Annotated in this window: 26 protein-coding genes and 2 pseudogenes; 13 read left to right on the plus strand and 15 right to left on the minus strand. The window is 72.0% G+C overall.

Annotation, left to right across the window (positions count from 1 at the left end; genetic code table 11):
- Window positions 1–116: 116 nt before the first annotated feature.
- On the minus strand, window positions 117–374 hold the full coding sequence (locus HUX53_RS35570; RefSeq protein WP_176407671.1) for a hypothetical protein: 258 nt from the start codon (window positions 372–374) through the stop codon (window positions 117–119).
- A 185-nt stretch (window positions 375–559) separates the two neighbouring features.
- Between HUX53_RS35570 and HUX53_RS35575 the strand changes: the two genes are divergently transcribed.
- The 4 genes from HUX53_RS35575 (at window position 560) to HUX53_RS35590 (ending at window position 2643) form a co-directional block, all read left to right on the plus strand.
- Window positions 560–1414, plus strand: a complete 855-nt coding sequence (locus HUX53_RS35575; protein ID WP_176407672.1) for a helix-turn-helix transcriptional regulator — start codon at window positions 560–562, stop codon at window positions 1412–1414.
- Window positions 1411–1617 carry a DUF397 domain-containing protein gene (locus HUX53_RS35580; protein ID WP_176407673.1) on the plus strand — a complete coding sequence of 69 codons (207 nt, stop codon included), beginning with the start codon at window positions 1411–1413 and terminating at the stop codon, window positions 1615–1617. Before HUX53_RS35575 ends, HUX53_RS35580 begins: the two co-directional genes overlap by 4 nt.
- A 128-nt stretch (window positions 1618–1745) precedes the next feature.
- The gene (locus tag HUX53_RS35585; RefSeq protein WP_176407674.1) at window positions 1746–2159 is read left to right on the plus strand and encodes a VOC family protein; all 414 of its coding nucleotides are present in this window, start codon (window positions 1746–1748) and stop codon (window positions 2157–2159) included.
- An 82-nt stretch (window positions 2160–2241) separates the two neighbouring features.
- Window positions 2242–2643 (plus strand): nitroreductase family deazaflavin-dependent oxidoreductase, encoded by a 402-nt coding sequence (locus HUX53_RS35590; RefSeq protein ID WP_255205958.1) that lies wholly within the window; start codon window positions 2242–2244, stop codon window positions 2641–2643.
- On the opposite strand, the gene HUX53_RS35595 is transcribed toward HUX53_RS35590, so the two are convergent.
- The gene (locus HUX53_RS35595; protein ID WP_176407676.1) at window positions 2632–3630 is read right to left on the minus strand and encodes a zinc-binding dehydrogenase; all 999 of its coding nucleotides are present in this window, start codon (window positions 3628–3630) and stop codon (window positions 2632–2634) included. The two genes, HUX53_RS35590 and HUX53_RS35595, sit on opposite strands and share 12 nt — an antisense overlap.
- A gap of 112 nt (window positions 3631–3742) precedes the next feature.
- Between HUX53_RS35595 and HUX53_RS35600 the strand changes: the two genes are divergently transcribed.
- The 3 genes from HUX53_RS35600 (at window position 3743) to HUX53_RS42800 (ending at window position 6596) form a co-directional block, all read left to right on the plus strand.
- Window positions 3743–4381 (plus strand): TetR/AcrR family transcriptional regulator, encoded by a 639-nt coding sequence (locus tag HUX53_RS35600; protein ID WP_176407677.1) that lies wholly within the window; start codon window positions 3743–3745, stop codon window positions 4379–4381.
- A 134-nt stretch (window positions 4382–4515) separates the two neighbouring features.
- A complete protein-coding gene (locus HUX53_RS35605) occupies window positions 4516–5205 on the plus strand; it encodes a response regulator transcription factor (RefSeq protein WP_309237590.1) in 690 nt (229 codons plus the stop codon).
- On the plus strand, window positions 5202–6596 hold the full coding sequence (locus HUX53_RS42800) for a HAMP domain-containing sensor histidine kinase (protein ID WP_176407679.1): 1395 nt from the start codon (window positions 5202–5204) through the stop codon (window positions 6594–6596). Before HUX53_RS35605 ends, HUX53_RS42800 begins: the two co-directional genes overlap by 4 nt.
- Before the next feature lie 140 nt (window positions 6597–6736).
- Here HUX53_RS42800 and HUX53_RS42010 read toward each other — a convergent pair.
- A pseudogene (locus tag HUX53_RS42010) lies at window positions 6737–8803 on the minus strand (MMPL family transporter); the annotation flags it as partial.
- 188 nt (window positions 8804–8991) lie between these two features.
- Here HUX53_RS42010 and HUX53_RS35620 point away from each other — a divergent pair.
- Window positions 8992–9363 carry a VOC family protein gene (locus HUX53_RS35620; protein ID WP_176407680.1) on the plus strand — a complete coding sequence of 124 codons (372 nt, stop codon included), beginning with the start codon at window positions 8992–8994 and terminating at the stop codon, window positions 9361–9363.
- Window positions 9364–9403: 40 nt separating this feature from the next.
- Window positions 9404–9954 (plus strand): annotated as a pseudogene (locus HUX53_RS42015) (DUF4303 domain-containing protein).
- On the opposite strand, the gene HUX53_RS35635 reads toward HUX53_RS42015, so the two are convergent.
- From HUX53_RS35635 to HUX53_RS35655, 5 genes are all read right to left on the minus strand, one after another.
- Window positions 9923–12070, minus strand: coding sequence for an MMPL family transporter (locus HUX53_RS35635; RefSeq protein ID WP_217920294.1), 2148 nt, complete (start codon window positions 12068–12070; stop codon window positions 9923–9925). The pseudogene HUX53_RS42015 and the gene HUX53_RS35635 overlap by 32 nt on opposite strands.
- Before the next feature lies 1 nt (window position 12071).
- Window positions 12072–12284: a hypothetical protein gene (locus HUX53_RS35640; RefSeq protein WP_217920295.1), complete on the minus strand. Its 213-nt coding sequence runs from the start codon at window positions 12282–12284 to the stop codon at window positions 12072–12074.
- Between the two features lie 90 nt (window positions 12285–12374).
- The gene (locus tag HUX53_RS35645; RefSeq protein ID WP_176407684.1) at window positions 12375–13049 is read right to left on the minus strand and encodes a response regulator transcription factor; all 675 of its coding nucleotides are present in this window, start codon (window positions 13047–13049) and stop codon (window positions 12375–12377) included.
- Window positions 13046–14170 carry a sensor histidine kinase gene (locus HUX53_RS35650; RefSeq protein WP_176407685.1) on the minus strand — a complete coding sequence of 375 codons (1125 nt, stop codon included), beginning with the start codon at window positions 14168–14170 and terminating at the stop codon, window positions 13046–13048. The genes HUX53_RS35645 and HUX53_RS35650 overlap by 4 nt, the downstream gene beginning before the upstream one ends.
- A gap of 120 nt (window positions 14171–14290) precedes the next feature.
- Window positions 14291–14746 (minus strand): MarR family winged helix-turn-helix transcriptional regulator, encoded by a 456-nt coding sequence (locus tag HUX53_RS35655; protein WP_176407686.1) that lies wholly within the window; start codon window positions 14744–14746, stop codon window positions 14291–14293.
- Window positions 14747–14829: 83 nt separating this feature from the next.
- Between HUX53_RS35655 and HUX53_RS35660 the strand changes: the two genes are divergently transcribed.
- Together HUX53_RS35660 and HUX53_RS35665 are read left to right on the plus strand one after the other, a co-directional pair.
- Window positions 14830–15807 carry an MFS transporter gene (locus tag HUX53_RS35660; RefSeq protein WP_176407687.1) on the plus strand — a complete coding sequence of 326 codons (978 nt, stop codon included), beginning with the start codon at window positions 14830–14832 and terminating at the stop codon, window positions 15805–15807.
- 42 nt (window positions 15808–15849) lie between these two features.
- Window positions 15850–16329, plus strand: a complete 480-nt coding sequence (locus HUX53_RS35665; RefSeq protein WP_176407688.1) for a hypothetical protein — start codon at window positions 15850–15852, stop codon at window positions 16327–16329.
- Here HUX53_RS35665 and HUX53_RS35670 read toward each other — a convergent pair.
- From HUX53_RS35670 to HUX53_RS35685, 4 genes are all read right to left on the minus strand, one after another.
- Entirely contained in the window at window positions 16326–16991 is a 666-nt protein-coding gene (locus HUX53_RS35670; protein ID WP_176407689.1) for a response regulator transcription factor, read from the minus strand. The genes HUX53_RS35665 and HUX53_RS35670 overlap by 4 nt on opposite strands.
- Before the next feature lie 20 nt (window positions 16992–17011).
- The gene (locus tag HUX53_RS35675) at window positions 17012–17437 is read right to left on the minus strand and encodes a pyridoxamine 5'-phosphate oxidase family protein (protein ID WP_176407690.1); all 426 of its coding nucleotides are present in this window, start codon (window positions 17435–17437) and stop codon (window positions 17012–17014) included.
- Entirely contained in the window at window positions 17421–18620 is a 1200-nt protein-coding gene (locus tag HUX53_RS42805) for a histidine kinase (RefSeq protein WP_309237591.1), read from the minus strand. The genes HUX53_RS35675 and HUX53_RS42805 overlap by 17 nt, the downstream gene beginning before the upstream one ends.
- 93 nt (window positions 18621–18713) lie before the next feature.
- Window positions 18714–19391 carry a DUF2249 domain-containing protein gene (locus HUX53_RS35685; RefSeq protein ID WP_176407696.1) on the minus strand — a complete coding sequence of 226 codons (678 nt, stop codon included), beginning with the start codon at window positions 19389–19391 and terminating at the stop codon, window positions 18714–18716.
- Between the two features lie 79 nt (window positions 19392–19470).
- Between HUX53_RS35685 and fdxA the strand changes: the two genes are divergently transcribed.
- Together fdxA and HUX53_RS35695 are read left to right on the plus strand one after the other, a co-directional pair.
- Window positions 19471–19794, plus strand: a complete 324-nt coding sequence (fdxA, locus tag HUX53_RS35690; protein ID WP_176407697.1) for a ferredoxin — start codon at window positions 19471–19473, stop codon at window positions 19792–19794.
- 5 nt (window positions 19795–19799) lie between these two features.
- Window positions 19800–20438, plus strand: a complete 639-nt coding sequence (locus HUX53_RS35695; protein WP_176407692.1) for a metalloregulator ArsR/SmtB family transcription factor — start codon at window positions 19800–19802, stop codon at window positions 20436–20438.
- A 52-nt stretch (window positions 20439–20490) separates the two neighbouring features.
- On the opposite strand, the gene HUX53_RS35700 is transcribed toward HUX53_RS35695, so the two are convergent.
- The 3 genes from HUX53_RS35700 to HUX53_RS35710 all read right to left on the minus strand — a co-directional run.
- The gene (locus HUX53_RS35700) at window positions 20491–20823 is read right to left on the minus strand and encodes a cupin domain-containing protein (protein WP_176407693.1); all 333 of its coding nucleotides are present in this window, start codon (window positions 20821–20823) and stop codon (window positions 20491–20493) included.
- Window positions 20824–20873: 50 nt separating this feature from the next.
- Window positions 20874–22079: an Ig-like domain-containing protein gene (locus HUX53_RS35705; RefSeq protein ID WP_176407694.1), complete on the minus strand. Its 1206-nt coding sequence runs from the start codon at window positions 22077–22079 to the stop codon at window positions 20874–20876.
- 142 nt (window positions 22080–22221) lie between these two features.
- Window positions 22222–22593: 6-phosphogluconolactonase (locus HUX53_RS35710; RefSeq protein WP_176407695.1), on the minus strand; the 372-nt coding region annotated here is incomplete at its 5' end.

Here is a 22593-nt window from a genome sequence, read left to right on the forward strand (position 1 = left end):
GTCCTCGAGGACCAGCGCCATACCGGCCCAGCCCGCCCCACGGGGCGATGCCCGTTCCAAGCGCCCGCCGGCCACCGCGCCCGCCGCCCCCGCGCCCCCCCCCAGATCCCCGCCCACTACCGCAGCACGCCCCGCCCCGCCCACAATGCGATGTGGATCTTCCCGCCCTGCCCTGATGCGGTGTGCCGGATGCCGTTGCCGGCGAACTCGTCCACCACGAGCACCATGTCGTCCAGGAGTTCATCGCCGGGCGAGAGGTGCGCGGGGACGAGAATGTCCCGCAGGAACAGCCGAGCCTGCCGGACGGACCGCTCCACTCCGGGAAGCGTGAGCACGGCGAGCAGTTCCAGCCCGCCGCCCTTGCCGGGTGTCATCGTGTTTCCTCCTCCGAAAGTCACCCGCCAAGGCTGATCGCCCTCCGTCACCGCATCAACACATTCCCGCGAGCTGAGAGGCATCCGTCGCGGGCCCATGGAAAAGCTGAAGTATCGAAGTCCGGGTGTATCGAAGTTTCGGCGAATCTGACCCGCTCCATCACACACGGTGACAAGCTGGGTGCATGACGTCAGACGACCGGTTGTCGTACCGGCGCCGCAAGATCGGCCAGGCGCTCCGCCGGTACCGCGAGGAACGCAACCTGACGCAGGACGCGGCGGCCCGCCTGGTCGAGCGCTCGCCGGCCACTCTCAGCGCCTACGAGAACGGCCACCGCGCCGTCCGCCCCCGCGACCTCCGCCAGATCCTCGACCACTACGGCATCACCGACGCCCGCGAACGCGCCCGCCTCCTCGACCTCGCCACGCAAGGCCGTAAGGACGGCTGGTGGCTCGGCTACCAGGAGCGGACGGACCCGTTCATCGTCGACTACGCCTCCCTGGAAGGCGACGCTTCTCGCATCCGATCGTTCGAAACGCAGGTGATACCTGGGCTACTCCAAACAGAGCCGTACACTCAGGCGGTCTTCTCGGCCTATGCGCCCGTCCTCGGTGAACCGGTGGAGGAAGGTGCACTCGATTTCCGGATGGCGAGGCAGCGGATCCTTTCGGATTCAGGGCGTCCCGTAACCTGGGTGATCAGCGAGGCCGCGCTCCGAACGCCGATCGCCGGTCCTAGCGTCATGGAAGGGCAGTTCAGGAGGATGCTGGACGTGACTAGCGCGGCGCACCTGGACCTGCGGATTCTGCCCTTTTCCGTCGGCGGCCATCCGGGACTGGACGGAACGTTCTCGATCTTGAATATCGGTTCGGAAGACCCGATGAAGGTCGTCGCCGTCCACAGTCTCGTACGTAGCTGGTTCATCGATGACCCGGCAGACGTCTCGTACTATGAGCGTGTCCATGGTGCGCTCGCGTCACTTGCCTTGTCCAAAGAGAACTCGCGGGCACTCATCGAGCAGATAGCGTGCGAGCTATGAGCTTTCAGCAATTCGAGAGTTTGCAGTGGCGCAAGAGCAGTCACAGCACGACACACGGAACTGACTGCGTCGAGTTGGCTGCAGGCGCGATCGTCCTGGCGCGAGATTCCAAGGATCCGACAGGTCCGATGCTGGGGTTCACGAGGGGCGAGTGGCGTGGGTTCTTGGACGAGGTCAAGCGCGGGGCGTTCGACCTCATGTGACGTGCGTCCGGTGGGTGACCGTCAGGGGAGGAGGTGGCCGCAGCCCGGGACGGGGGTGGGGAAGTGGTGACCAGACTGGTCAGGAATCGAGAAGCGCCGGTCGGCGGGGCGTGGCTAGCGTGATCGGCATGGACATCACCATTCACTCGACCTTCCTCCCGCACGACGACCCGGAGGTCTCCCTGGCCTTCTACCGCGACGTCCTCGGCTTCGAGGTCCGCAACGACGTCGGGCAGGGCAAGATGCGCTGGATCACCGTCGGCCCCGCTGGCCAGCCGGGCACGTCCATCGTGCTGCACCCGCCGGTCGCCGACCCCGGCGTCACCGACGACGAGCGCCGCACCATCGCCGAGATGATGGCCAAGGGCACCTACGCCATGATCATCCTGGCTACCCCGGACCTCGACGGCACCTTCGAGCGCATCCAGGCCGGCGACACCGAGATCGTCCAGGAGCCGACCGAGCAGCCGTACGGCGTCCGCGACTGCGCCCTCCGCGACCCGGCGGGCAACATGATCCGCATCAACGAGGTCCGGGGGTAGTCCGATGGCGGAGAACAGGCAGGAGAGCGGCGGGCGGAGGCCCGGCACGCCCGGAGCGTTCTCGCGGTGGATGCAGCACAGGATGAACGCCCGCATGAACCGCAAGGTCCGCAAGGGGCGTGGCACGTTCATGGGCATGGACGTGCTGATCCTGAACACCGTGGGCAGCCGGAGCGGGCAGCCGCGTGAGACGCCTGTGGCATGGTTCCCCGACGAGGGGGACGCGCGGCTGATCGTCGCGTCGGGCGGCGGGAACCGGAACCCGGACTGGTTCGACAACCTCATGGCGCACCCCGACCGGGCGACGATCGAGCTGCCCGGCGAGGGGGCCGTGCCGGTGACGCCGCACCGGCTCGACGGGGACGAGCGCGAGGGGGCGTGGCAGCGCATCGCCGAAGCGCAGCCCCGCATCGCCAAGTACCAGAGCAAGTCCGAGCGGCAGTACCCGGTCGTCCGCCTCACCCGCCGGACGTCAGGGCAGTAGCGCGAGCTTGCCCACGGTGGCCCGCGCCTCCAGTTCCGCGAGTGCCTTCGGCCCCTCGGCCAGCCGATGACAGGTCGGCTGGCCGGGGCCGAGCACCCCGGCCGACAGCAGCTCGGACATCTCACCCATGACCTCGCCGAAGACCTGCGGTGCGGCCTGGATCAGGACGCCGACGTTCAGGCCGATGACGTGGACCTGGTGCTCGTAGACCAGCTCCCAGTTGGTGATCGCGGCCTCGCCGCCGGCCGTCCCGTAGACGACGACCCGGCCGGTGACCCGTTTGGCCGCGGCCAGACTCGCGCCGAACGTGGCGCCGCCGGCCGACTCCAAGACCAGGTCGGCGCCGGTGCCGCCGGTCAGGTGCAGGACCTCGGCCGCGATGTCGGCGCCGCGTGAGTCGATGACGTGGTCGGCGCCCAGCGCCCGTACCGCCTCGTGCTTGGCCGGTGCGGCGGCGGCGATCACCGTCGCGCCGTAGTGCTTGGCCATCTTCACCGCGGCCTGGCCCGTCCCGCCGGCCGCGGCGTGGATCAGTACGGTCTGCCTCGCCGCGACACCGCCGAGCGGTTTGAGCGCCGCCAGCGCCGTCGGCCAGTTCACGACCAGGCCCAGCGCCTGCTCGTCCGCCCAGCCCGGCGGCACCGGCACCGCGCCGGCGGCGGGCAGCACCATGTACTCGGCGAAGGCGCCGCCCGCGATGCCGACGCCGATGACGTGCGCGCCGGGCGCCGGGCCGGTGACCCCCTCGCCGACGGCGGCGACTTCCCCGGCGGCCTCGATGCCCGCCAGGTAGGGCGGCTGCGGGCCACCAGCGAAGGTGCCTCGGGCCTGCGAGACGTCCACGAAGTTGACGCCGGCGGCGGTGACGCGGATCAGAACCTCGCCCGGCCCCGGGCTCGGTACCGGCGCATCGGTGATTAAGCGCAGGTCCTGTGGGCCGAGCAGGGATGCCTGCTGCAAGGCGCGCATGGTCGCGGGAACGGTCATGGTGAGCCACCTCCTATTTGTTTGTCGATCGACCAACAAACCGTGCCACGGCCCGACGGTGCGGTCAAGGTAAAGTTGGTCGGACGACAAACAATTGTGGGGACGCATCACGATGGCCACTCGCGGCAGGCCGCGCACCTTCGACCCGGACACCGCCCTGCGCCAGGCACTGGACGTGTTCTGGGAACGCGGCTACGAGGGCACCTCCATCAGCGACCTGGCGCGGGCCATGGGCATCGCCTCGGCCAGCATCTACGCCTGCTTCGGCAGCAAGGAGGACCTGTTCCGCAAGGTCATGGCCCTCTACGGCGCGACCTCGGGCGAGCCGCCCCGGCGCGCGCTCCGCGAACAGCCGACCGCGCGCGCCGCGATCGAGGCGATGCTGCGCGCCACCGCCGATCAGATCACCCGCCCCGACGCGCCGCACTACTGCATGCTCATCCTCGCGGCGCCCACCGGCGCCGTGGAGAACCACGCGATCCGGGAGTTCCTGGCCGGCATCCGGCGTGACATGCGCACCGAGATCGAAGACCGGCTCGCCCGCGGCGTCACCGAGGGTGACCTGAGCGAGCCGCCCGGCGGCGTTGACGGCGTCGCCCGGTACTACAGCACCGTGGTGCAGGGGCTTTCCATCCAAGCGCGTGACGGTGCTACCCGTGCCGAGTTGGAGACGGTGATCACCTACTCGATGGCCGCCTGGGACGCGCTCACGTCCGGGCCGACGCACGTCGGCGGAAGTTCTCCGCGCTGAGGTTTTCCAGCCCCACCCTTCAGCTTGTTGACTACGAGCTGAGAGCGCGGTCTCCAGTGACGTCCTAATGCTGGTCTCAGGTTGACCGGGGACAATGAGCGGCAAAAGTGTCGACTGGGAGGGGGCGGGCCGGCGTGCGGATCATGATCGCGGATGATGAGAGGGCCATCCGTGAGTCGCTGGAGCGGGTGCTCCAGGTCGAGGGTTACGACACCAGCACCGTCGCCAACGGTTTCGCCGTGCTCGACGGGGTCGGGGCCGGTGGTGACACGTTGGATCTGCTGATCCTCGACGTGATGATGCCCCGCCTCGGCGGGTTGGAGACCTGCCGGCGGTTGCGGGCCGCGGGCCGGGATCTGCCGGTGCTGATGCTGACCGCCCGTGACCAGGTCTCCGACCGGGTCGCGGGGCTGGACGCGGGCGCCGACGACTACCTGCCCAAGCCGTTCGCCACCGAGGAGCTGCTGGCGCGGGTGCGGGCCCTGCTGCGCCGGCGCACGCCGCCCGACGGGGAGTCGCAGATCCTTTCGTTCGCCGACGTCCGGATCGATCTCGACAGGTTCGAGGCGTGGCGGGGCGAGCGGCCGCTGCGCCTGACCCGGACCGAGTTCTCCCTCCTGCAGGTCCTCGTGCGCAACGCGACCCGGGTCCTGACCCGCGACGCGCTGTTCGAGGCGATCTGGGGCTTCGACATGAGCGCCACGGCCAACAACCTTCAGGTATACGTGAGCTACCTGCGCCGCAAGATGGAGGCCGAGGGCGAGCCGCGATTGATCTACACGCTGCGCGGCCTGGGATACACGTTGCGGGAGACTCCTCTGTGAGCGGGCCCGCCGGCCGGGAACCGCGCCGGCTGACCCGATGGTGGCGCCGGCGGTCCCTGCGGACCAGGCTGACGGTGATCGCGGCGACGGCCATCGCGGTCAGCGTGTTCGCCGCCTTCCAGGTGGGCATCGAGCTACTGAACTGGGAGCTGCGGGACACCGCCGAGAATCAGCTGCGCGCCGACTCCCGCGTCCTGGCGGCGAACGCGGAGCACACCGGTCTGGCGCAGGTCCGGCTACCGCCGTATCCCGGATCCGGTCGGCTGGTGCGGGTCATCCTGCCCGACGGCTCGACCCGGACGCCGGCCGGCCAACCCGCGCTGCCCCCGGTCAGCGAGCACGCCGGGCGCGTGGCGAAGGGCGCGTCGGCCGATCTGATGGAGTCGAACGACAGCGACGGCTACTTCATCTACACGCTGCGGGCGGGCGACGGTGCGGTCCAGGTGGCCCGCGTCGCCGACGACGACAGCCCGATCACCCGGTTCGGGCTGGGCATGCTGCTGATCGGGCTGCTCTGCGTGGTCGGCGGCGCCCTGGTCGGGCGGACCGTGGCGCGGACCGGGCTGGCACCGATCGACCGGCTGACCGCCGCCGCGGTACGTGTCGCCGACACCCGAGATCTCGACGCCGACATCCCGGATGAGGGCGGTGGGGAGATCCGGCGGCTGATCCAGTCGATCAACGACATGCTCGCCGCGCTCCGGGACTCCCGGCGGGCCCAGCGGCTGCTCGCCGAGGACGCCGCCCACGAGCTGAAGACCCCGCTCACCAGCCTGCGCCTCAACGTCGAGCTGCTGATCCGGCTCGACCGGCGCGGCACCCTGGACAGCGGACTGCCGGCGGAGAGCCGGACCCGGCTGCTCAACGATCTCGGCGCCCAGGTGGCCGAGTTGAGCACCCTCGCCGCCGAGCTGACCGACCTGGCGCGCGGTGACGTCAGCGACGAGAACACCGAACTGCTCGACCTCGCCGACGTGGTGGTGGCCGCCGCGACCCGGGCGCGTTCCCGCATGCCCGACATCGAGGTCGCGCTCGACGTGACCTCCGTGTGGGTGAGCGGGCGTCCCGCCGCGCTCCAGCGGGCGGTGCTCAACCTCATCGACAACGCCGGCAAGTGGTCCCCCGCGGGCCGGCCGGTCCAGGTCCGGCTCCGTGCCGAGGGCGCGTCGGCGGTGCTCGAGGTCGACGACGCCGGGCCGGGCATCGACGCCGCCGACGTACCGCGGGTGTTCGACCGGTTCTACCGTGCCGACAGCGCCCGGGCGCTGCCGGGATCCGGTCTGGGGCTGTCGATCGTGCAGCGGGTCGTCGACGCCCACGGCGGGCGGGCCACCGTCGCCCGCTCCGCACGCGGTGGTGCGCTGCTCCGGATCGACCTTCCGGGCCCATGAAAAGATCCGGGACGGGCCTGGGACCCCGTCCCGGATCTCGTCCGTGCCGCCACGCTCACCGTTGCAGCGTGGGCTCCTCGTCGTCGGCGGGCGGACCGTTGACCGTCCGGCGGCTCCGCCGCTGGACGGGACAGCCGGCTCGGCCACCAGATCCGCCGGCCGATCAGCAGGGTGAGGGCGGGCACCAGGACCGACCGCACCAGCAGGGCGTCGAGCAGCACGCCGAAGGCGACCAGGAACCCGACCTCGATCAGCATCACCAGCGGAAGTGTGGCGAGGACCGCGAACGTGGCCGCCAGGACCAGACCTGCCGAGGTGATGACGCCACCGGTGGCGGAGAGGGCTTTGAGCATGCCCTCTCTGGTGCCGAGGCGGGCGGTCTCCTCCCGGGCCCGGCTGGTGAGAAAGATGTTGTAGTCGACGCCGAGCGCCACCAGGAACAGGAATGCCAGCAGCGGCACCGAATAGTCGACGCCCTTGAACCCGAGGATCGTGTCGAAGACGAACACGCTGCCGCCGAAGGCTGCGGCGAATGAGACGATCACGGTGGCCATCAGGACCAGCGGGGCCACGATCGCCCGGAGCAGCAGCCCGAGGACGATCAGCACGACGGCGAGCACCAGCGGGATCACCAGCTTCTCGTCGCGGCTGGTGGTCGCCTCGGTGTCGAGGTGCTCCGCGCTCGGTCCGCCGACGATCGCCTCCGCCCCGCTCACCGCGTGCACGGCGGTGCGCACCCGCTTGATCGTGTCGTACTCCGCGACGGTGTCCGGCGCGTCCGTCGGGAACACGGAGATGTCGGCCCAGCCACCGCTGGTCTCACCCGGGACGGCCATGGCCACACCGCGAGTGTCCTTGACGATGTCGAGCACCCGCTCCTGGTACGCCGGCCGCGTGAAGATCGTCATCGGCTGGCCGCCGAGCTCCGGGAAGTGCCGGCCGACGACGGTGAAGCCGGTGACCGACTCCGGCGCGGACAGGAACTGGTCCTGCTCCCGCAGGGCGCCGGTGTTGCCCGCCAGCCCGATGGCGAGCACGCCGAGGACTGCGAGCGAGGCGAGCGCCGCCACCCACCGGCGGCGGCTGATGGCGGCGCCGAGCCGTCCCCACAGCCCCGGCTTCTCCTCCGTGGCCGTGCTGAACCGCGGGATGGCCGGCCAGAAGATCCGCCTGCCGAGCACCACGAGCACCGCCGGGAACAGCGTCAGCATGGCCACCAGCGCGCACAGGATGCCGGCCGCGCCGATCGGGCCCAACCCGCTGGTGCTGTTCAGGTCGGCGACGAGCAGGCAGAGCAGGCCGGCGATCACGGTGGCCGCGGACGCGACGATGGCCGGCGCCGCGCTGCGCAGCGCGTGGACCATCGCGACCCGGACGTTCTCGTGGTGGTGCAGTGCCTCCCGATATCGAGCGATGAGCAACAGCGCGTAGTCCGTGCCGACGCCGAATACGAGGATCGTCAGCAGCGCCGAGTTCTGGCTGTTGACCACGATGCCGGAGCCCTTGACGAGCAGGTAGACGGTCGCCATCGCGGTCAGTGCGGCCGCGCCCACGGCCACGAGCGGGATCAACCACAGCACCGGGCTGCGGTAGGTGAGGATGAGCAGGAGCGTGACGACGAGCACGGTGGTGAGCAGGACCTGCAAGTCGATGCCGTCGAAGACGGCGTCCATGTCGCCGTCGATCGCGGCCGGGCCGGTCACGTCGAGTTCCAGGCCGGCGGGGCGGTCCTTCGCGGCGTCACGCAACGGGCCGACGATGGCCTCCGGTTCGCCGTAGGTCGTGCTCACATCGAGGGTGTATATCATCGCCTCGCCGTCGGTGGAGGGTCTCGTCGGCGGGCCCTCGTCGTCGCCGTCGGCCGGGGCCGCCGCCTTCGGCGGGTACCGCTTGGCGAGGGTGTTGTACTGGCGCTCGACCGTCGCGCGGTCGGCGTCGGTCATGCCGCCGGCGCGGTGGTACACGAAGACGAACATGTTGTCGTCACCACCGGGGAGGCTGTCCTCCAGTACCGCGGCCTTGGTGGACTCGGCGCTGGCCGGCAGGTTGTCCGCGGCGCTGTCGGTGGTGACCGAACTCAACTTTCCGCTCAGCGGCACCATGAACGCCGCCAGCACCAACCACAGGCCGATCACCAACCACGGCACCCACCGGCCTGCCAACCGACCGGCCGGCGCTTCCCCGGACGGCGCTGAGTTGACTGCCATCACTGGCCTCCTACACACGGGTTACATCGCTGATCTGATGCCTGCTTCCTAACGAGCGAACCTGAGACGACCGTTAGAGCCTGTGAAGTAACCGGCGCTGGGTGGCTACGTCGCGAGTGGGAGATGACTGCGCCGTGAACAGGCTTGGATGGTGCAATGGGCTCTGACACGACGAGGAGGGAGTCTGCATGGCTTGTCGGATCAGTGAGCTGGTGCTCGATTGCCGGGATCCGGACGGGCTCGCGGCGTTCTGGTGCGAGGTTCTGGGGTACGTGGAGCTCTCGCGGGACGGGGACGATATCGAGATCGGGCCTCCGGAGGGGTTCGGGGGGCTGCAGCCGACGCTCGTCCTCAGCCGTACTGACGAGCCCAAGGCCGGCAAGCTGCCGTTGCATCTCGATGTGAACGCCACCGACCGGGACCAGGACGCCGAGCTTGAGCGGCTGCTGGCCCTGGGGGCGCGGCCCGCGGACGTCGGGCAGACGGGGGAGGAGAGCTGGGTCGTCCTGCAGGACCCGGAGGGAAACGAGTTCTGCCTGCTGCGCGCCCGGCTGGGCTGAGGGTAATACCCGCGGTTCCCAGGTCTGGGACGATCTTGGGATGTCGTTCGATGAACTGGTGACGCGGCTGGTCGAGGCGGGGCGGGCTGCGTTCGCGGAGGCCCGCGAGACGAATAGCGGGGAGTCGTTCTACAGTTTCGCGCTGTTCACCGATCCTTTCGCGGCCTACATTCTGCCGACCTGCAGTTCCGAGGAGGGGCTGCTGCGGGTCGCGGAGCGGTACGTCGGGGAGTTCGGCGGGACGGTGGAGGAGCAGGCCGCCAGCCTGCGGTGGAGTCCGGTCGACTCGCCGTATCACATGCTGGGGAGGACCACTTCGCCGGTGTTCTCCAAGTGCTGAACGAGCGCGGCGACCCGTGGCAGCGCGACGACGACGGGCTGGACGCCGAGATCGACGGACGGTTCGAAGCGGCCTTCCGCGCGCTGGCCCGGCTGGACGAGGAAGGCGTCTTCGGGCGGGGTGCGGAGCGTGCGCGGGTCGTGGTGAACATCCTGCAGGGCGACCAGGGCGAGGAGAGCGTCCTGGAGAACGCGCGGCGCCTCAATCCGCCGGCTGCCCTCACCGTGCTGGAGCGCGACTTCGGGGAGTGAGCGGCGGCCGGGGCCGGGCGGGCCGGCCCCGGCCGGGGTTCAGGGGTGTTCCAGGGCGACCTTCGGTAGGCGCTTGGCCAGGGGGGGCGGGGAGCCACCACGCGTGTTTGCCCAGGAGTTGCATTACGGCTGGGACTATCAGGCAGCGGATCACCAGGGCGTCCAACAGGACGGCCACCGCCAGGCCCAAGCCGAACTGCTGGAGCATGCGGTCGGGGCTCAGGACGAACGCGGCGAACACGACGATCATGATGGCGGCGGCGGCCGTGATGACCTTGCCCGTGGCGGCCAGGCCCTCGCGGACGGCGTGGGACGGGTCCCGCGTCCTTTCCCACTCTTCGTGGATGCGGGAGACCAGGAAGACCTCGTAGTCCATGGAGAGCCCGAACACGATCGCGAAGATCATCACGGGGATGAACGCCTCGATGGGGCCGCTCTGCGCGCCGAACCGGCCGTCCTGGAAGACCAGGGTGATCGCGCCGAGCGCGGCGGAGATCGACAGCAGGTTGAGCAGCGCGGCCTTGATCGGGATCAGCACCGAGCGGAACACCACCATCAGGAGCAGGGCGGAGAGGCCGACCACGACGGCGACGAACAGCGGCATTCGGGCCGATACCGCGTCCGAGAAGTCCTGGGTGGCGGCGGTCGGGCCGCCTACCAGGTACTCAACGCCTGTGCGAGACGAGAGGGATGGCAGCACGTCGTCGCGCAGGTCGTGGACGAGGTCGGTGGTGGCCTCGTCCTGCGGCGCGGTGGTCGGGTAGGCGATGACGGCCGACACCGCGCCGTCCTTGGACGGGATGGGCGGGGTCGCGGCGGCGATGCCGTCAGTCTGGGTGAGGGCCGAGCGCAGCGGTCCCGCGTCGCCCTTGGCGACGATGATCAGGGGGCCGTTGAAACCGGGGCCGAAGCCCTCCGCGAGGAGGTCGTAGGCTTGGCGGCTGGTCGTGGACGGGGCGTCGTTGCCCGCGTCGGCGAAGCCGAGGCGCATGTGCAGGGCGGGTGCCGACAGGGCGAGCAGCGCGATGACGGCGGCCAGGAGTGCGGGGACGGGGCGGTGCTGGACGGCGGAGGCCAGTTGGTGCCAGCGGCTCTCGCCGGGCTTGGCCTTCGCCGCCCGCTTGAGGACCTGGCGCTGGATGCGGCCCCCGAAGACGCCCAGCAGGGCCGGCAGCAGTGTCAGGGACGCCGCCATCGTGACCAGTACCGTCAGAGCCACGGCGAGGGCGACCCCTTGGAGAGAGCCGAGGCCGAGCGCGATCAGGCCGAGCAGCGCGATGATGACGGTGCAGCCCGCGAAGAAGACGGTTCGTCCGGCGGCGTCCAGGGCCCGGCGGGTGGCGGTGGCCGGATCGGCGCCGTCCCGGAGTTCCTGCCGGTAGCGGTAGAAGATCAGCAGGGCGTAGTCGACGCCGACGCCGAGGCCGATCAGCATCATGATCGGCGGGGTGAAGTCGGCGACGGTGAAGACATGCGAGGCCAGCGCGATCAGGCCGATCGCGCCGCCGACCGCGAACAGCGCGGTGACGAGGGGGAGCGCGGCGGCGACGAGGGAGCCGAACAGCAGGACGAGGATGACCAGGGCGGCGAGCATCCCCGCGCCCTCGGCCGCGCCGCCCCCGCCCTCCTCGGCGCCGCGCACCGGGTCGCCGCCGAGTTCGATGCGCAGGCCGTCCCCGGCGGCGGCCTGAGCGGTCTCGATGATCTCGGTGACGTGCTCCTTCGGGACGTCCTGCGCGTCGCCGTCGAGGGTGACGGTGGCGTACCCGATGGTGCCGGACTCCGACACCGACAACTCGCCGACGTCCGCTACCGAGGGCAGCCCGCGGACCTTGGCGAGCATCGGCGCGAGGTCGCCGTCCAGGCCGCCGGCGTCCTGCGCGACGATCTGGACGGTGGCGCCCGCCTGCCGGGAGCCGTGCTCGGTCATCAGGTCGGCGGCGGCCTGCGAATCGGTGCCGGGCAGCGAGAAGTCGTTGTGGTAGGCGCTGCCGGCGGCCTGCGAGCCGACCGTGATCGCGGCGACCACCGCGACCCACAGGACGAGCGCGGCCCAGCGGTGGCGCTGCGACCAGGCGGCCAGGCGGCCGAACCGGCCGGAAGAGGGAGTGGGCACGTCAACCTCGGTTCTGGAAGCGGGCGCCGACGGCGGCGCCGAGGAGTGCGGTCAGGACCGGCACGGCGATGAAGGCGGCGAGCAGCACGGGGGTGCCGTCGACGTCGAGCGTCCGGTCGAGGACGAAGGTGAAGAACGCGCCCACCGTCTCGGTCAGCAGGAAGCCCGCGGCCCCGCCGACGAGGAACCCGATGAAGGCGCCCGGAATGTTCATGCCTCCAGCGTCGGGAACCGGCATGCCGCACGGCATCGGCCCGCGGTCGGCATCCGGGCCACCCCGGAAGTTGCGGCCCCGGCGCGCCGGCTACCGCCCGGGTCGCATCCAGCGGGGGTTGACCATGCCCGACTCGTAGGCCAGGACGACCAGCTGGGAGCGGTCGCGGACGTCCACCTTCGCCATGATGCGGCTGACGTGCGACTTGACGGTGGCGGGGCTCAGCACGAGCCGGGCGGCGATCTCGTCGTTGCTCTGCCCGGCGGCGACGAGCAGCATGACCTCGCGCTCCCGCTCGGTGAGGGCCTTCAGCCGGGGGCCGGGGTCGGGGATCTCGACGCGTCCGGCGAACTCGCCGATGAGGCGCCGGGTGACGGACGGGGTGATCAGCGCGTCGCCGCGCGCCGCGACCCGCACCGCCTGGATCAGCTCCGCCGGCTCGGTGTCCTTCAGCAGGAAGCCGGTGGCGCCCGCGCGCAGCGCGCCGTAGACGTACTCGTCCAGGTCGAAGGTCGTCAGGATGACCACCCGGACGTCGTCGAGGCGCGGGTCGGCGGTGATGCGCCGGGCGGCCTCCAGGCCGTCCATCCGGGGCATCCGCACGTCCAGCAGCGCCACGTCGGGACGCAGTTCGCGGCACGCGGCGACGGCCTGCTCGCCGTCGGCGGCCTCACCGGTCACCGTGATGTCGTCCTCGTCGTCGAGGATCGAGCGGAACCCGGCGCGGACGAGGCCCTGGTCGTCGGCCAGCAGCACCTTGATCATCGGCCGGCCGCCTCATAGGGAAGCCGCGCCCGGACGAGGAAGCCGCCGTCCGGCCCGGGACCCGCGGTCAGCTCGCCGCCGAGGGCGCTGGCCCGCTGCCGCATGCCCCGCACGCCGCTGCCCGGGACGCCCGCGCCCTGGCCGGGGCCGTCGTCGGCGACCTCGATGCGCAGCTCGCCCGGCCCGTCCTCGACGCTGACGGTGACCTCCGCGGCGGGGGCGTGCCGCGACACGTTGGTCAGCGACTCCTGGACGATCCGGTAGGCGGCCAGCCCGACCTCGGTGGGCGGGTCCGCCGCGCGGGCGACGCGGCTGTGCACGGTGAGCCCGGCCGACCGCGCCGACCCGATCAGCTCGCCGATCCCGTCCAGGCCGGGCGGCGCGGGCGCGGTCGGCGCCTCCTCACCGGCCTGCCGCAGGATGCCGAGCGTCGCGCGCAGGTCGCGCAGCGCGTCCCGGCTCGACTCCTTGATCGCGGCGAGGGCGGCCTCGCCCTGCGCCGGGTCCCGGTGGAAGCGGTGCAGCGACGTCCCCGCCTGGACGTTGATGAGCGAGAGGTGGTGCCCGACCACGTCGTGCAGCTCGCGGGCGATGCGCAGCCGCTCCTCGCCGGCGGCGCGGCGCTCGGCCTCCCGCAGGTAGGCGAGGCGGCTGTGCCACACCCAGCCCAGCGCGACCACGGCCACCACCCAGCCGGCCAGCATGAACAGGGCGACGGCGTTGACGTCGTCGTTGCCGGACAGCGTCCCGATGCCGGTCCCGATCACGGTCAGGGCGCCGAGGACGACGGCCGCCCGCAGCCTGCCGCAGGCCGCGACCATGTACAGCGCCACGATGTGCGCGATCATCAACCCGCCGTCGTTGACGCTGATGACGTAGTACGCGCCGGTGGCCACGAGGGAGAGGGCCCCGACGGCGACGGGGAACCGGCGGGAGAAGTACAGCGCCCCCCAGGTCAGGACGATCAGCGCCCAGCCGGCCGCCTTCCGCGCCCACGCCTCGTCCGCGGCGCCGATGAACGAGTTCAGGCTGCTGACGGCCACGACCAGCAGCACGCCGCCGGCCAGGGCCGCGTCCCGGAACCGGCCGTGCGGCGCCCCGAGACCGCGGTGACCACCCATGCGACCAGCCTAGACGGGCGCCCTGCCCCAGACCGTCCGCCGCGCGTCGCGGCTCACGGCCCCGCCCCCGCAACTCCCGGTGTAGCCGAACGCCCCGCACCCGCAACCATGGGATGACGGTCAGCCCTCGTAGGTGTGGACGAAGCGGGACAGGAGGCGGGCGAACTCGGCGCGCTCGACGGGCGTCCAGTCGCTCATGGCCTTGGCGAAGTGGTCCTGGCGGGTGCGGCGGGTGGCCTCGACCACGCGGCGGCCGGCGTCGGTGAGCTCCAGGTGGATGCGGCGGCCGTCCGCCTGGGACGCGACGCGGCGGACGTAGCCGGACTTCACGGCCTCGGCGACGACGCGGCTGCCACGCGAGGCGTCCACGCCGAGCCGCGCCGCGACCAGGCCGACGCTCATCTCCTGGCCGGGGTCGTCGGGGCCTTCGTCGACCACGTCCACGACGTGCAGGACCTGCACGTCCACGGGGAGGTTGTGCTCCCTGATCGCGGCCTTGCCGAGCCGCTGCCGCGACATGCCGCGGCGCAGCCGGACCATGCTGCGCTCGACCGAGTCCAGTGCCTCCTCGCCCATGGCGGCCAGTCTAGTTGGCTTGCGCGGCGCATCTATGTGCTCTTAGCATCTAGTTGCTCAACGCATATGAATGGGAGGTGCGCATGGTTACGGCGACCGTGCCGATGAGCCATCGCGAGCGGCTCTGGGTGTTCGGCGGGCTGATGCTCGCCGGGCTCATGTCCTCGCTGGACGCGACGGTGCTCGGCACCGCGCTGCCGACGATCGTCGGGGACCTCGGCGGCCTCGACCGGATCGCCTGGGTGTCGACGGCGTACGTGCTGGCCACCAGCGTCACCGTCCCGCTGTCGGGACGCCTGGGGGACCTGTTCGGACGCCGCCCGGTCCTGCTGACCGGCCTGATCGGCTTCCTGGCCGGGTCGGCGGCGTGCGGGGCGGCCCCGAGCATGACCTGGCTGATCGTGTTCCGGGTGGCGCAGGGCGCCGCCGCCGGATGCCTGATGAGCTCCATGTTCGCGCTCACCGGCGACCTGTTCGAGCCCCGGGAGCGCGCGAAGTACCAGGGGTACTCGGCGCTGATCTTCGCGGTGTCCAGCATCGCGGGCCCGCTGGTCGGCGGGTTCCTCACCGACCACGCCTCGTGGCGGTGGGTGTTCTACGTCAACATGCCGCTCTGCCTCGCGGCCGTGGCCACGACCCTGCTGTTCCTGCGCCTGCCCAAGCCCGAGGGACGGCCCCGGATCGACTACCTCGGCATCGTCCTGCTCGGCGCGGCGGTCACCTGCTTTACGCTGTTCACCAGCTGGGCCGGGACGCGGTACGCGTGGGGCTCGCCGGTCGTGCTGGCGTTGGCGGCGGGCGCGGTGGTCCTGTTCGCGGTGTGGGTCCTCGCTGAGCGGAGGGCGGCGGAACCGGTCATCCCGCCGAAGCTGTTCCGGGACCGGTCGTTCGCCGTCGCCTGCGTCGTCGCGGCCGTGGGCGGCGCCACCGGGTTCGGGCTCGCCACCTACCTGCCGATGTTCTTCCAGGTCGTCGGGGGAGTGGACGCCACCAGATCGGGTCTGCTGCTCCTGCCGATGATGGCCGCGCTGCTGGTCGCCTCCATGGGCGCGGGACGCTAGATCCACCGCACCGGCCGCTACCACCGGCTCCCGGCGGCCAGCATGGCGATCAGCATGCTCGGCGTCGCGCTGCTCGCCACGATGGACGCCGGTACGGGCCTGTTCACCGCCGGCTGCTACATGGCCGTCCTCGGGTTCGGGGCCGGGCTGTCGCAGCAGGTCGTCGTGCTGATCGCGCAGAACGCCGCGCCGAAGCGGGACCTGGGCGCGGCCAGCTCGGGCGTGTTCGCGACCCGGATGCTCGGCACCGCCGCCGGGATGGCCGTGTTCGGCGCGATCGTGACGAACCGGTTCGCCGAGGAGATCGTCCGGCGCGTCCCGGACGGGCGGGTCCCCGCGTTCGCCGACGCCGTCCGCCCCGAGGTCCTGGCCACGCTGCCCGGACCCGTCCGGGACGCCGTCGCCGCCGCCTTCGCGGACGCGTTCTCCGGCGTCTTCGTGGCCGCGCTGCCCGTCCTCGTCGCCGGCCTCGCGGCGGCGCTGCTGCTGAAGGACGTCCCGCTGGCGCCCCGGGAACGCTAGTCGTCGAGGGTGGCGTCGTGGACGAGCAGCGCGACCTGCACCCGGTTGTTCAGATCCAGCTTCGTGAGCAGCCGCGACACGTAGGCCTTCACGGTGGCGACGCTCAGCGACAGCTCCTTGCCGATCTCGCTGTTGGTCCGGCCGCGCCCGACGAGGGCGGCCACCGCGCGCTCGCCCTCGCTGAGCCGGGCCAGCAGCTCGCGGGCGCGGTCGCGGCGCGGGTCGGCGCCGCTCTCGGCCAGGTAGGACATCATCTTGCGCAGCACCGCCGGCGACATCATCGGCTCACCGGCCGCGACCTGCCGGATCGCGCGGATGATCTCCGGCGGCGGGGTGTGCTTCAGCAGGAAGCCGCTCGCGCCCGCGCGCATCGCCCGCAGGATGTGGTCGTCGGTGTCGAACGTCGTCAGGACGATGACCTCGGGCGGCTCGCGGCGCGCGCGCAGCAGCTCGGTCGCCGCGAGCCCGTCCAGCCGGGGCATCCGGATGTCCATCAGCACGACGTCGGGCCGGTGCTGGTTGACGGCGGCGACCACCTCGGCGCCGTCGGCGACGTCCGCGACCACCTCCAGGTCGCCGGCGTTCGCCAGCATCATCGACAGGCCGGCGCGGACGAGCGCGTCGTCGTCCACGATCAGCACGCGGACGGGCGGGGAGTCCATCCCGCCACCCTATTGGCCGGTCAGGTCCCGTGCAGGCGGCGGCCGCTGACCTCCAGCGCCGACAGCCGGAACCACGCCTCGCGGTCGCCGCCGGGCCACGGCTCGACCTGGGCGGCCTTCTCCTTCTCCTCGTCCGACAGCGGATGGGCGCCGCCGCGCAGCAGCACGCTCCAGCCGGCATGGTCGGACTCGTCGATCCGGTCGACCTGGAACGCGGCCCGCACCTCCCCGCCGACCACCGACGTCAGCAGGCTGCGGTTCAGCCGGCCGGACACCGACGTCCGGAAGATCACGGCGTCGCCGTCGACGGCGTAGTTCACCGGGATGACCGTCGGCCCCTCGCCGTCGTCGAACGCGACCCGGCCGATGACGCCGCCGGCGATGAGCCGCAGGCACTCGGCGCGGTCGAGTTCTTCCAGGGCGGGTCGGTCAGAGGAGTTCGCCATGGACGTCACCCTTCCCGCCGGTCCCGGGGACATGCGCGTTCCCCAGCGGCAGGCGGGCGCGCAGCCGGAACCGGCCGCCGGGGGTGCGGCCGTGCTCCAGCGTCCCGCCGAGCAGCGCGACCCGCTCGGCGAGCCCGACGAGCCCCGCGCCCGAGCCCGGCAGCGACGGCGCGGACGGACCGGGCGGCACCGCGTTGACGATCTCGATGTCCAGGTCGGCTCCGGCGTCCAGCGACACGGTGACCTCGGCGTCCGGCGCGTGCTTGCGGGCGTTGGTCAGCCCCTCCTGGACGATCCGGTAGGCGTGCCGCCCGACGCGGTCCGGGACGCGGCCCGGCTCGGGGACGTTCTCCGCCAGCGTGACCCGCCCGCCGGCCCGCCGCGACTCCCGCACGAGCGCCGCCACGTCCGCGAGCGTCGGCTGCGGGCGCTCCGGATCGGCGCCCGGCGCGTCGTGCCGCAGCACGCCGATCACCTCCCGCAGGTCCTCCATCGCCTCGTAGGCGCTCTGCCGGATGACCCCGGCGGCCTCGCGCTGGTCGGCGGCCATGTCCGGGCGGTACTCCAGCGCGCCCGCGTGCACGGCCAGCAGCGAGATGCGGTGCGCGAGGACGTCGTGCATCTCCCGGGCGATCCGCTCGCGCTCCAGCAGCCGCGCCTCCTCGACCCGCAGCCGCTGCTCGGTCTCGGCGGCGCGGGCCCGCTCCCGCAGCGAGGCGATGAGCTGCCGCTGCGACCGGACGAGCATCCCCGTCGTGACCAGCACCGCGTAGATCAGCGCGAACAGGATGGCGCCCTCGCGGAAGTCCGGCTCGGCCGACAGCACCCGGAACAGCAGGATGATCAGCGCCAGGCTCGCCCCGGCGATCGGCAGCGCGATCCGCCAGGGGCGCAGCATGGCGAGCGAGTACATCGCGATCGCGGCCGTGCCGAGCGCGGACGTCGCCGCCCACTGCGCGAAGATCATCACCACCGCGAGGGCCACCGGGTACCGACGCCGGAACAGCAGGAGGAGGACGCACGTCACACCGCCGGCCAGCATGTCCCGGGGGACCGAGATCGTCTCGCCGGCGGGCAGGTCCTCCACCGTCCCCCGGAGCAGTACCCAGCCGAGCAGCACTGCGGCGCCGGTGGCGCCGAGGTCGCCGAGCCATTCGCGCCATGACCGCCGGAAGAGTTCCACGCGTCCAACGGTAGCCACGCCGTCCGCCCAGGTCAGTGGCCGCAGGTAGCGGGGCCGTCGACTTTGGTCGGCAGGCGCGGGGGCCGCGCGGTGTCAGGCGGGGCGGCCGATGCGGATCCGCCAGCGCTCCGGCCCGCTCTCCTCGTACTCCCAGGTGAACGCCCCCGGATGGGCGGCGTCGAACTCGCGCCGCAGGTGCTTCGGGTCGTGGTTGTTGACCAGCGCGAACGACTCGCCGGGCGCGAGCCGGGCGAAGCGTGCGAAGATGCGCGGATGCTTCTGCCCGCGCGGGATCTCCCGCACGTCGATCTCGTCCGGCTGCTCCAGCTTCCCGCCGTCCAGCAGCGTCTGCAGGTCGGCGACCAGCAGCCCGAGGTCGGCGCCGGGCAGCTCGGCGAGGGCCGGCAGCAGGACGGTCTCCTCCACGGGGAGGTGGACGGCGAGCACCGACCCGATGTTGCGGGCGAACGCGGCCGGGTGGCCGGACGGGTCCAGCACGCCGATGCGCCGCTCGATCTCGGCCGCGGTGGTGCGCATCGCCCGGACGAGCAGCCTGGTCTCCGGCGCGCCCGCCGCGGGGGCGTAGAGTGCCTCGTCGGCGGCGGCGAGGTGACGGCGCAGCTCGCCGGCGCAGAACCCGGCCACGATGCCGGGCTCGTGGTCGGCGAGCGCGGCCAGCCGGTTGCGCAGCCGGTCGTGGATGTGGCGGACGACGGCCGCGGCCCGCACGGCGGGGTCGGTCTCGGTCGCCTGGATGAAGACGTCTGGCATGGTCACCCCTTTCTCTCCCTGTTCTATTATTATTACATGTGAGACTGTTAGAAACGTGTCCGAGCAGGAGGAGCGCGTCATGACCTATGTGATCGCCGAGCCTTGCGTCGACGTCAAGGACCTGGCGTGCGTCGACGAGTGCCCGGTCGACTGCATCTACGAGGGTGCGCGCGCGCTGTACATCCACCCGGACGAGTGCGTCGACTGCGGCGCGTGCGAGCCGGTGTGCCCCGTCGAGGCCATCTACTACGAGGACGACCTGCCGGATCGCTGGACGGACTACACGCGGGCCAACGCCGAGTTCTTCGACGACCTCGGCTCGCCGGGCGGGGCGTCCAAGCTGGGCGCGCTCGACCGCGACCATCCGCTGATCGCGGCCCAGCCGCCGGCGGGGGAGGGGTGAGCGGCATGGCCACCGAACGTACCCGCCGCCAGGAGGTCCTGGACATCCTGCGCGACGCCGGCGCCCCGCTGGGCGTCGCCGAGGTCGCCGAGCGGCTCGGTGTGCACGCCAACACCGCCCGGTTCCACCTGGACGCGCTGACCGCCGAGGGCACCGTCGAGCGGACCGCCGAGCAGCCGTCCGGGCCCGGCCGCCCCCGCACCGTCTACACCCCGCGCCCCGGCATGGACCGCGGCGGCGCCCGCGGCTACCGGCTGCTCGCCCAGATCCTGCTCAGCCGGCTGGCCTCCGAAGGGCCCGCCGCCCGGGAGAGCGCCGCGCAGGCGGGCCGCGAGTGGGGCCGCTTCCTGGTCGACCGGCCGCCGCCGTTCCAGCGGGTGACCGGCGAGGAGGCCGCCGACCGGCTCACCGCCCTGCTGGACGACCTGGACTTCGCCCCCCGGCCCGACGGCGACCTCATCCGGCTGCGGCACTGCCCGTTCCTGGAGCTCGCCGAGGAATACGGGCCGCTGGTCTGCGACGTCCACCTCGGCCTCATGCAGGGCGCGCTGAAGGAGCTGGACGCGCCGGTCGAGGCCGACCGGCTGGAGCCGTTCGCCGAACCCGGCGCCTGCCTCGCGCACCTGCGCCGCGACGAGCCGTAGACCGGGCCGAGCCGTAGACCGGGCCGGGCCCGCCCCGGCCCGGCGCGCCCGGTCAGCCGGTCTTGGCGACGGTGAGCAGGACCGCGGCGTCCTCCAGCGCCTCCAGGCTGTGCCGCGCCTCCGGGATGATCAGCAGGTCGCCGGCCATCCCGTCCCAGTGGTGCTCCCCGGCCAGCAGCCGGACCCGCCCGTGCAGGACGTGGATGGTCGCCTCGCCGGGGTTCTCGTGCTCCGACAGCGACGTGCCCGCCGTCAGGGCCACGAGCGTCTGGCGCAGGACGCGCTCATGCCCGCCGTAGACGGTGTCGGCGCTGCGCCCGGTCGAGGCGGCCGCGGCGCGCTTCAGATGGTCCCGTACCTGTGCGTCCAACGAGAGCTTCTGCATGGCACCAAGTCTGCCCTTGATCGCCCCGGGCACACGACCCGGGGTACCGGTCACTTGAGCGGCAGGCCCGTCACCGGCTTGCCGGTGGCGCTGCCTTCGAGCCAGCCCTCCCAGGACTTCGCCCACGGCGTCGGGCCGTTGCCGAACTGCAGCTTGCGCGACGTCCCGGTCACCTTGACGATGTCGCCCCGGTTCGTGAAGTCGTAGAACCACTTGGCGTCGCCGGGGGAGGCGTTCACGCACCCGTGGCTGACGTTGTCGTTGCCCTGCGCGTCCGTCGACCACGGCGCCGAGTGGACGAACGTCCCGCTGTAGGTGAGGCGGACGTTCCACTTCGTCGGGATCCGGTACTCGCCGGGGTCGCCGGTGGTCGCGGAGTCCATGATGATGTCCTTCGCCTTCTCCTGGGCGATCATGGTCCCGCTGTAGCTGTCGTGGCCCGGCTTGCCGAGGCTGACCTTCATCGTCCGCACGGTCTTGCCGCCGTCGGTCACCGTCGCGCGGTGCTTCTTGGCGTCGATCGTGGTGATGTGCCGGTCGCCGACGGTGAAACTCGCGCTGCGGTCCTGCACGCCGTACGTGCCGTCGCCGACCTTCAGCCCCGCCAGGTGCGCGATGACCTTCACCTTCTGCCCGGACGGCCAGTACTCGCGGGGCCGGAAGTCGACCTCCTTGTCGCTGATCCAGTACCAGGCGCCCTCGACCGGCTCGGACATCCGGACTTCGAGGGCCTTCTCCACCGCGACCTTCCCGGCCTTGGTGCTCACCGGCCGGGACAGCAGCAGCTGCACCGGCATGCCGACACCGACGGTCTCCCCGTCCAGCGGCGACATGCCCGACTTCAGCTTCTTCTGCGGCGTCAGCGTCGTGAACGTGGAGGTGGAGGTGACCTCCTTGCCGTCCGCGCCGGTGCCCTTCGCGGTGACCGTGTACGTCGTGGACGGCCGCAGCGTCCACGCCGACCTCCACGACGTCCCGTCGCCCGCCAGCTTGCCCTGCGCCTTGCTGCCCTTCTTCCCGTAGGTGAGGGTCACGCTGGTCAGCTTGCCGTTGTCCGCGGTGACGGTGACGGGCTTGTCGGGCGCCGCCTGCTTCGTCCCCGTCGCGGGCGTGATGGCCAGCTTCACCGCCTCCGCGGCCTTGCCGCCGCCGTCCCCGCCCTTGCCGCCGTCGCCGCCGAATGAGCAGCCCGCGACGGCGACGAGCACCGCCGCCGCGAACGCCGCGCCCGCCGTCCCGGTCCGACCCTTGAGCACCTGAGAACTCCTCACGCTCGCCTGCTCGACCCCGCACTGCGGGTCATGCCCCGATCAAGGGGTGCACAAGATAATCACGTGCTCAGGTTATGCACGGTTCACCGCGAGGCATGCGAAACCAAGGAGACTCTTCAGAGTTCTCTCAGGCGGGCAACCCCGACGCGGCGGCTCTGTCCAGCAGGAACAGGGTCCGCTCCCGGCCGCGCGCGCCCGCGACCGGCGCCTTGACGAGCTCCGTGCCCGCCGACAGGCCGAGCCGGACGGCCTCCGCCTTCGACTCGCCGGCCGCCAGGACCCACACCTCGCGTGCGGCGCGCAGGGACGGGAACGTCAGCGAGATCCGGGTCGGCGGCGGCTTGGGGGAGTCGCGCACCGCCACGACCGGACGCTCGTCGTGCAGCGCCGGCGTGCCCGGGAACAGCGAGGCGACGTGCGCGTCCGGGCCCACGCCGAGCATCAGCACGTCGAACGCCGGGACCGCGTCGCCGCCGGCCGCCAGGACCCACACCTCGCC

The organism is Actinomadura sp. BRA 177, assembly GCF_013372625.1.
Taxonomy (GTDB): domain Bacteria; phylum Actinomycetota; class Actinomycetes; order Streptosporangiales; family Streptosporangiaceae; genus Spirillospora.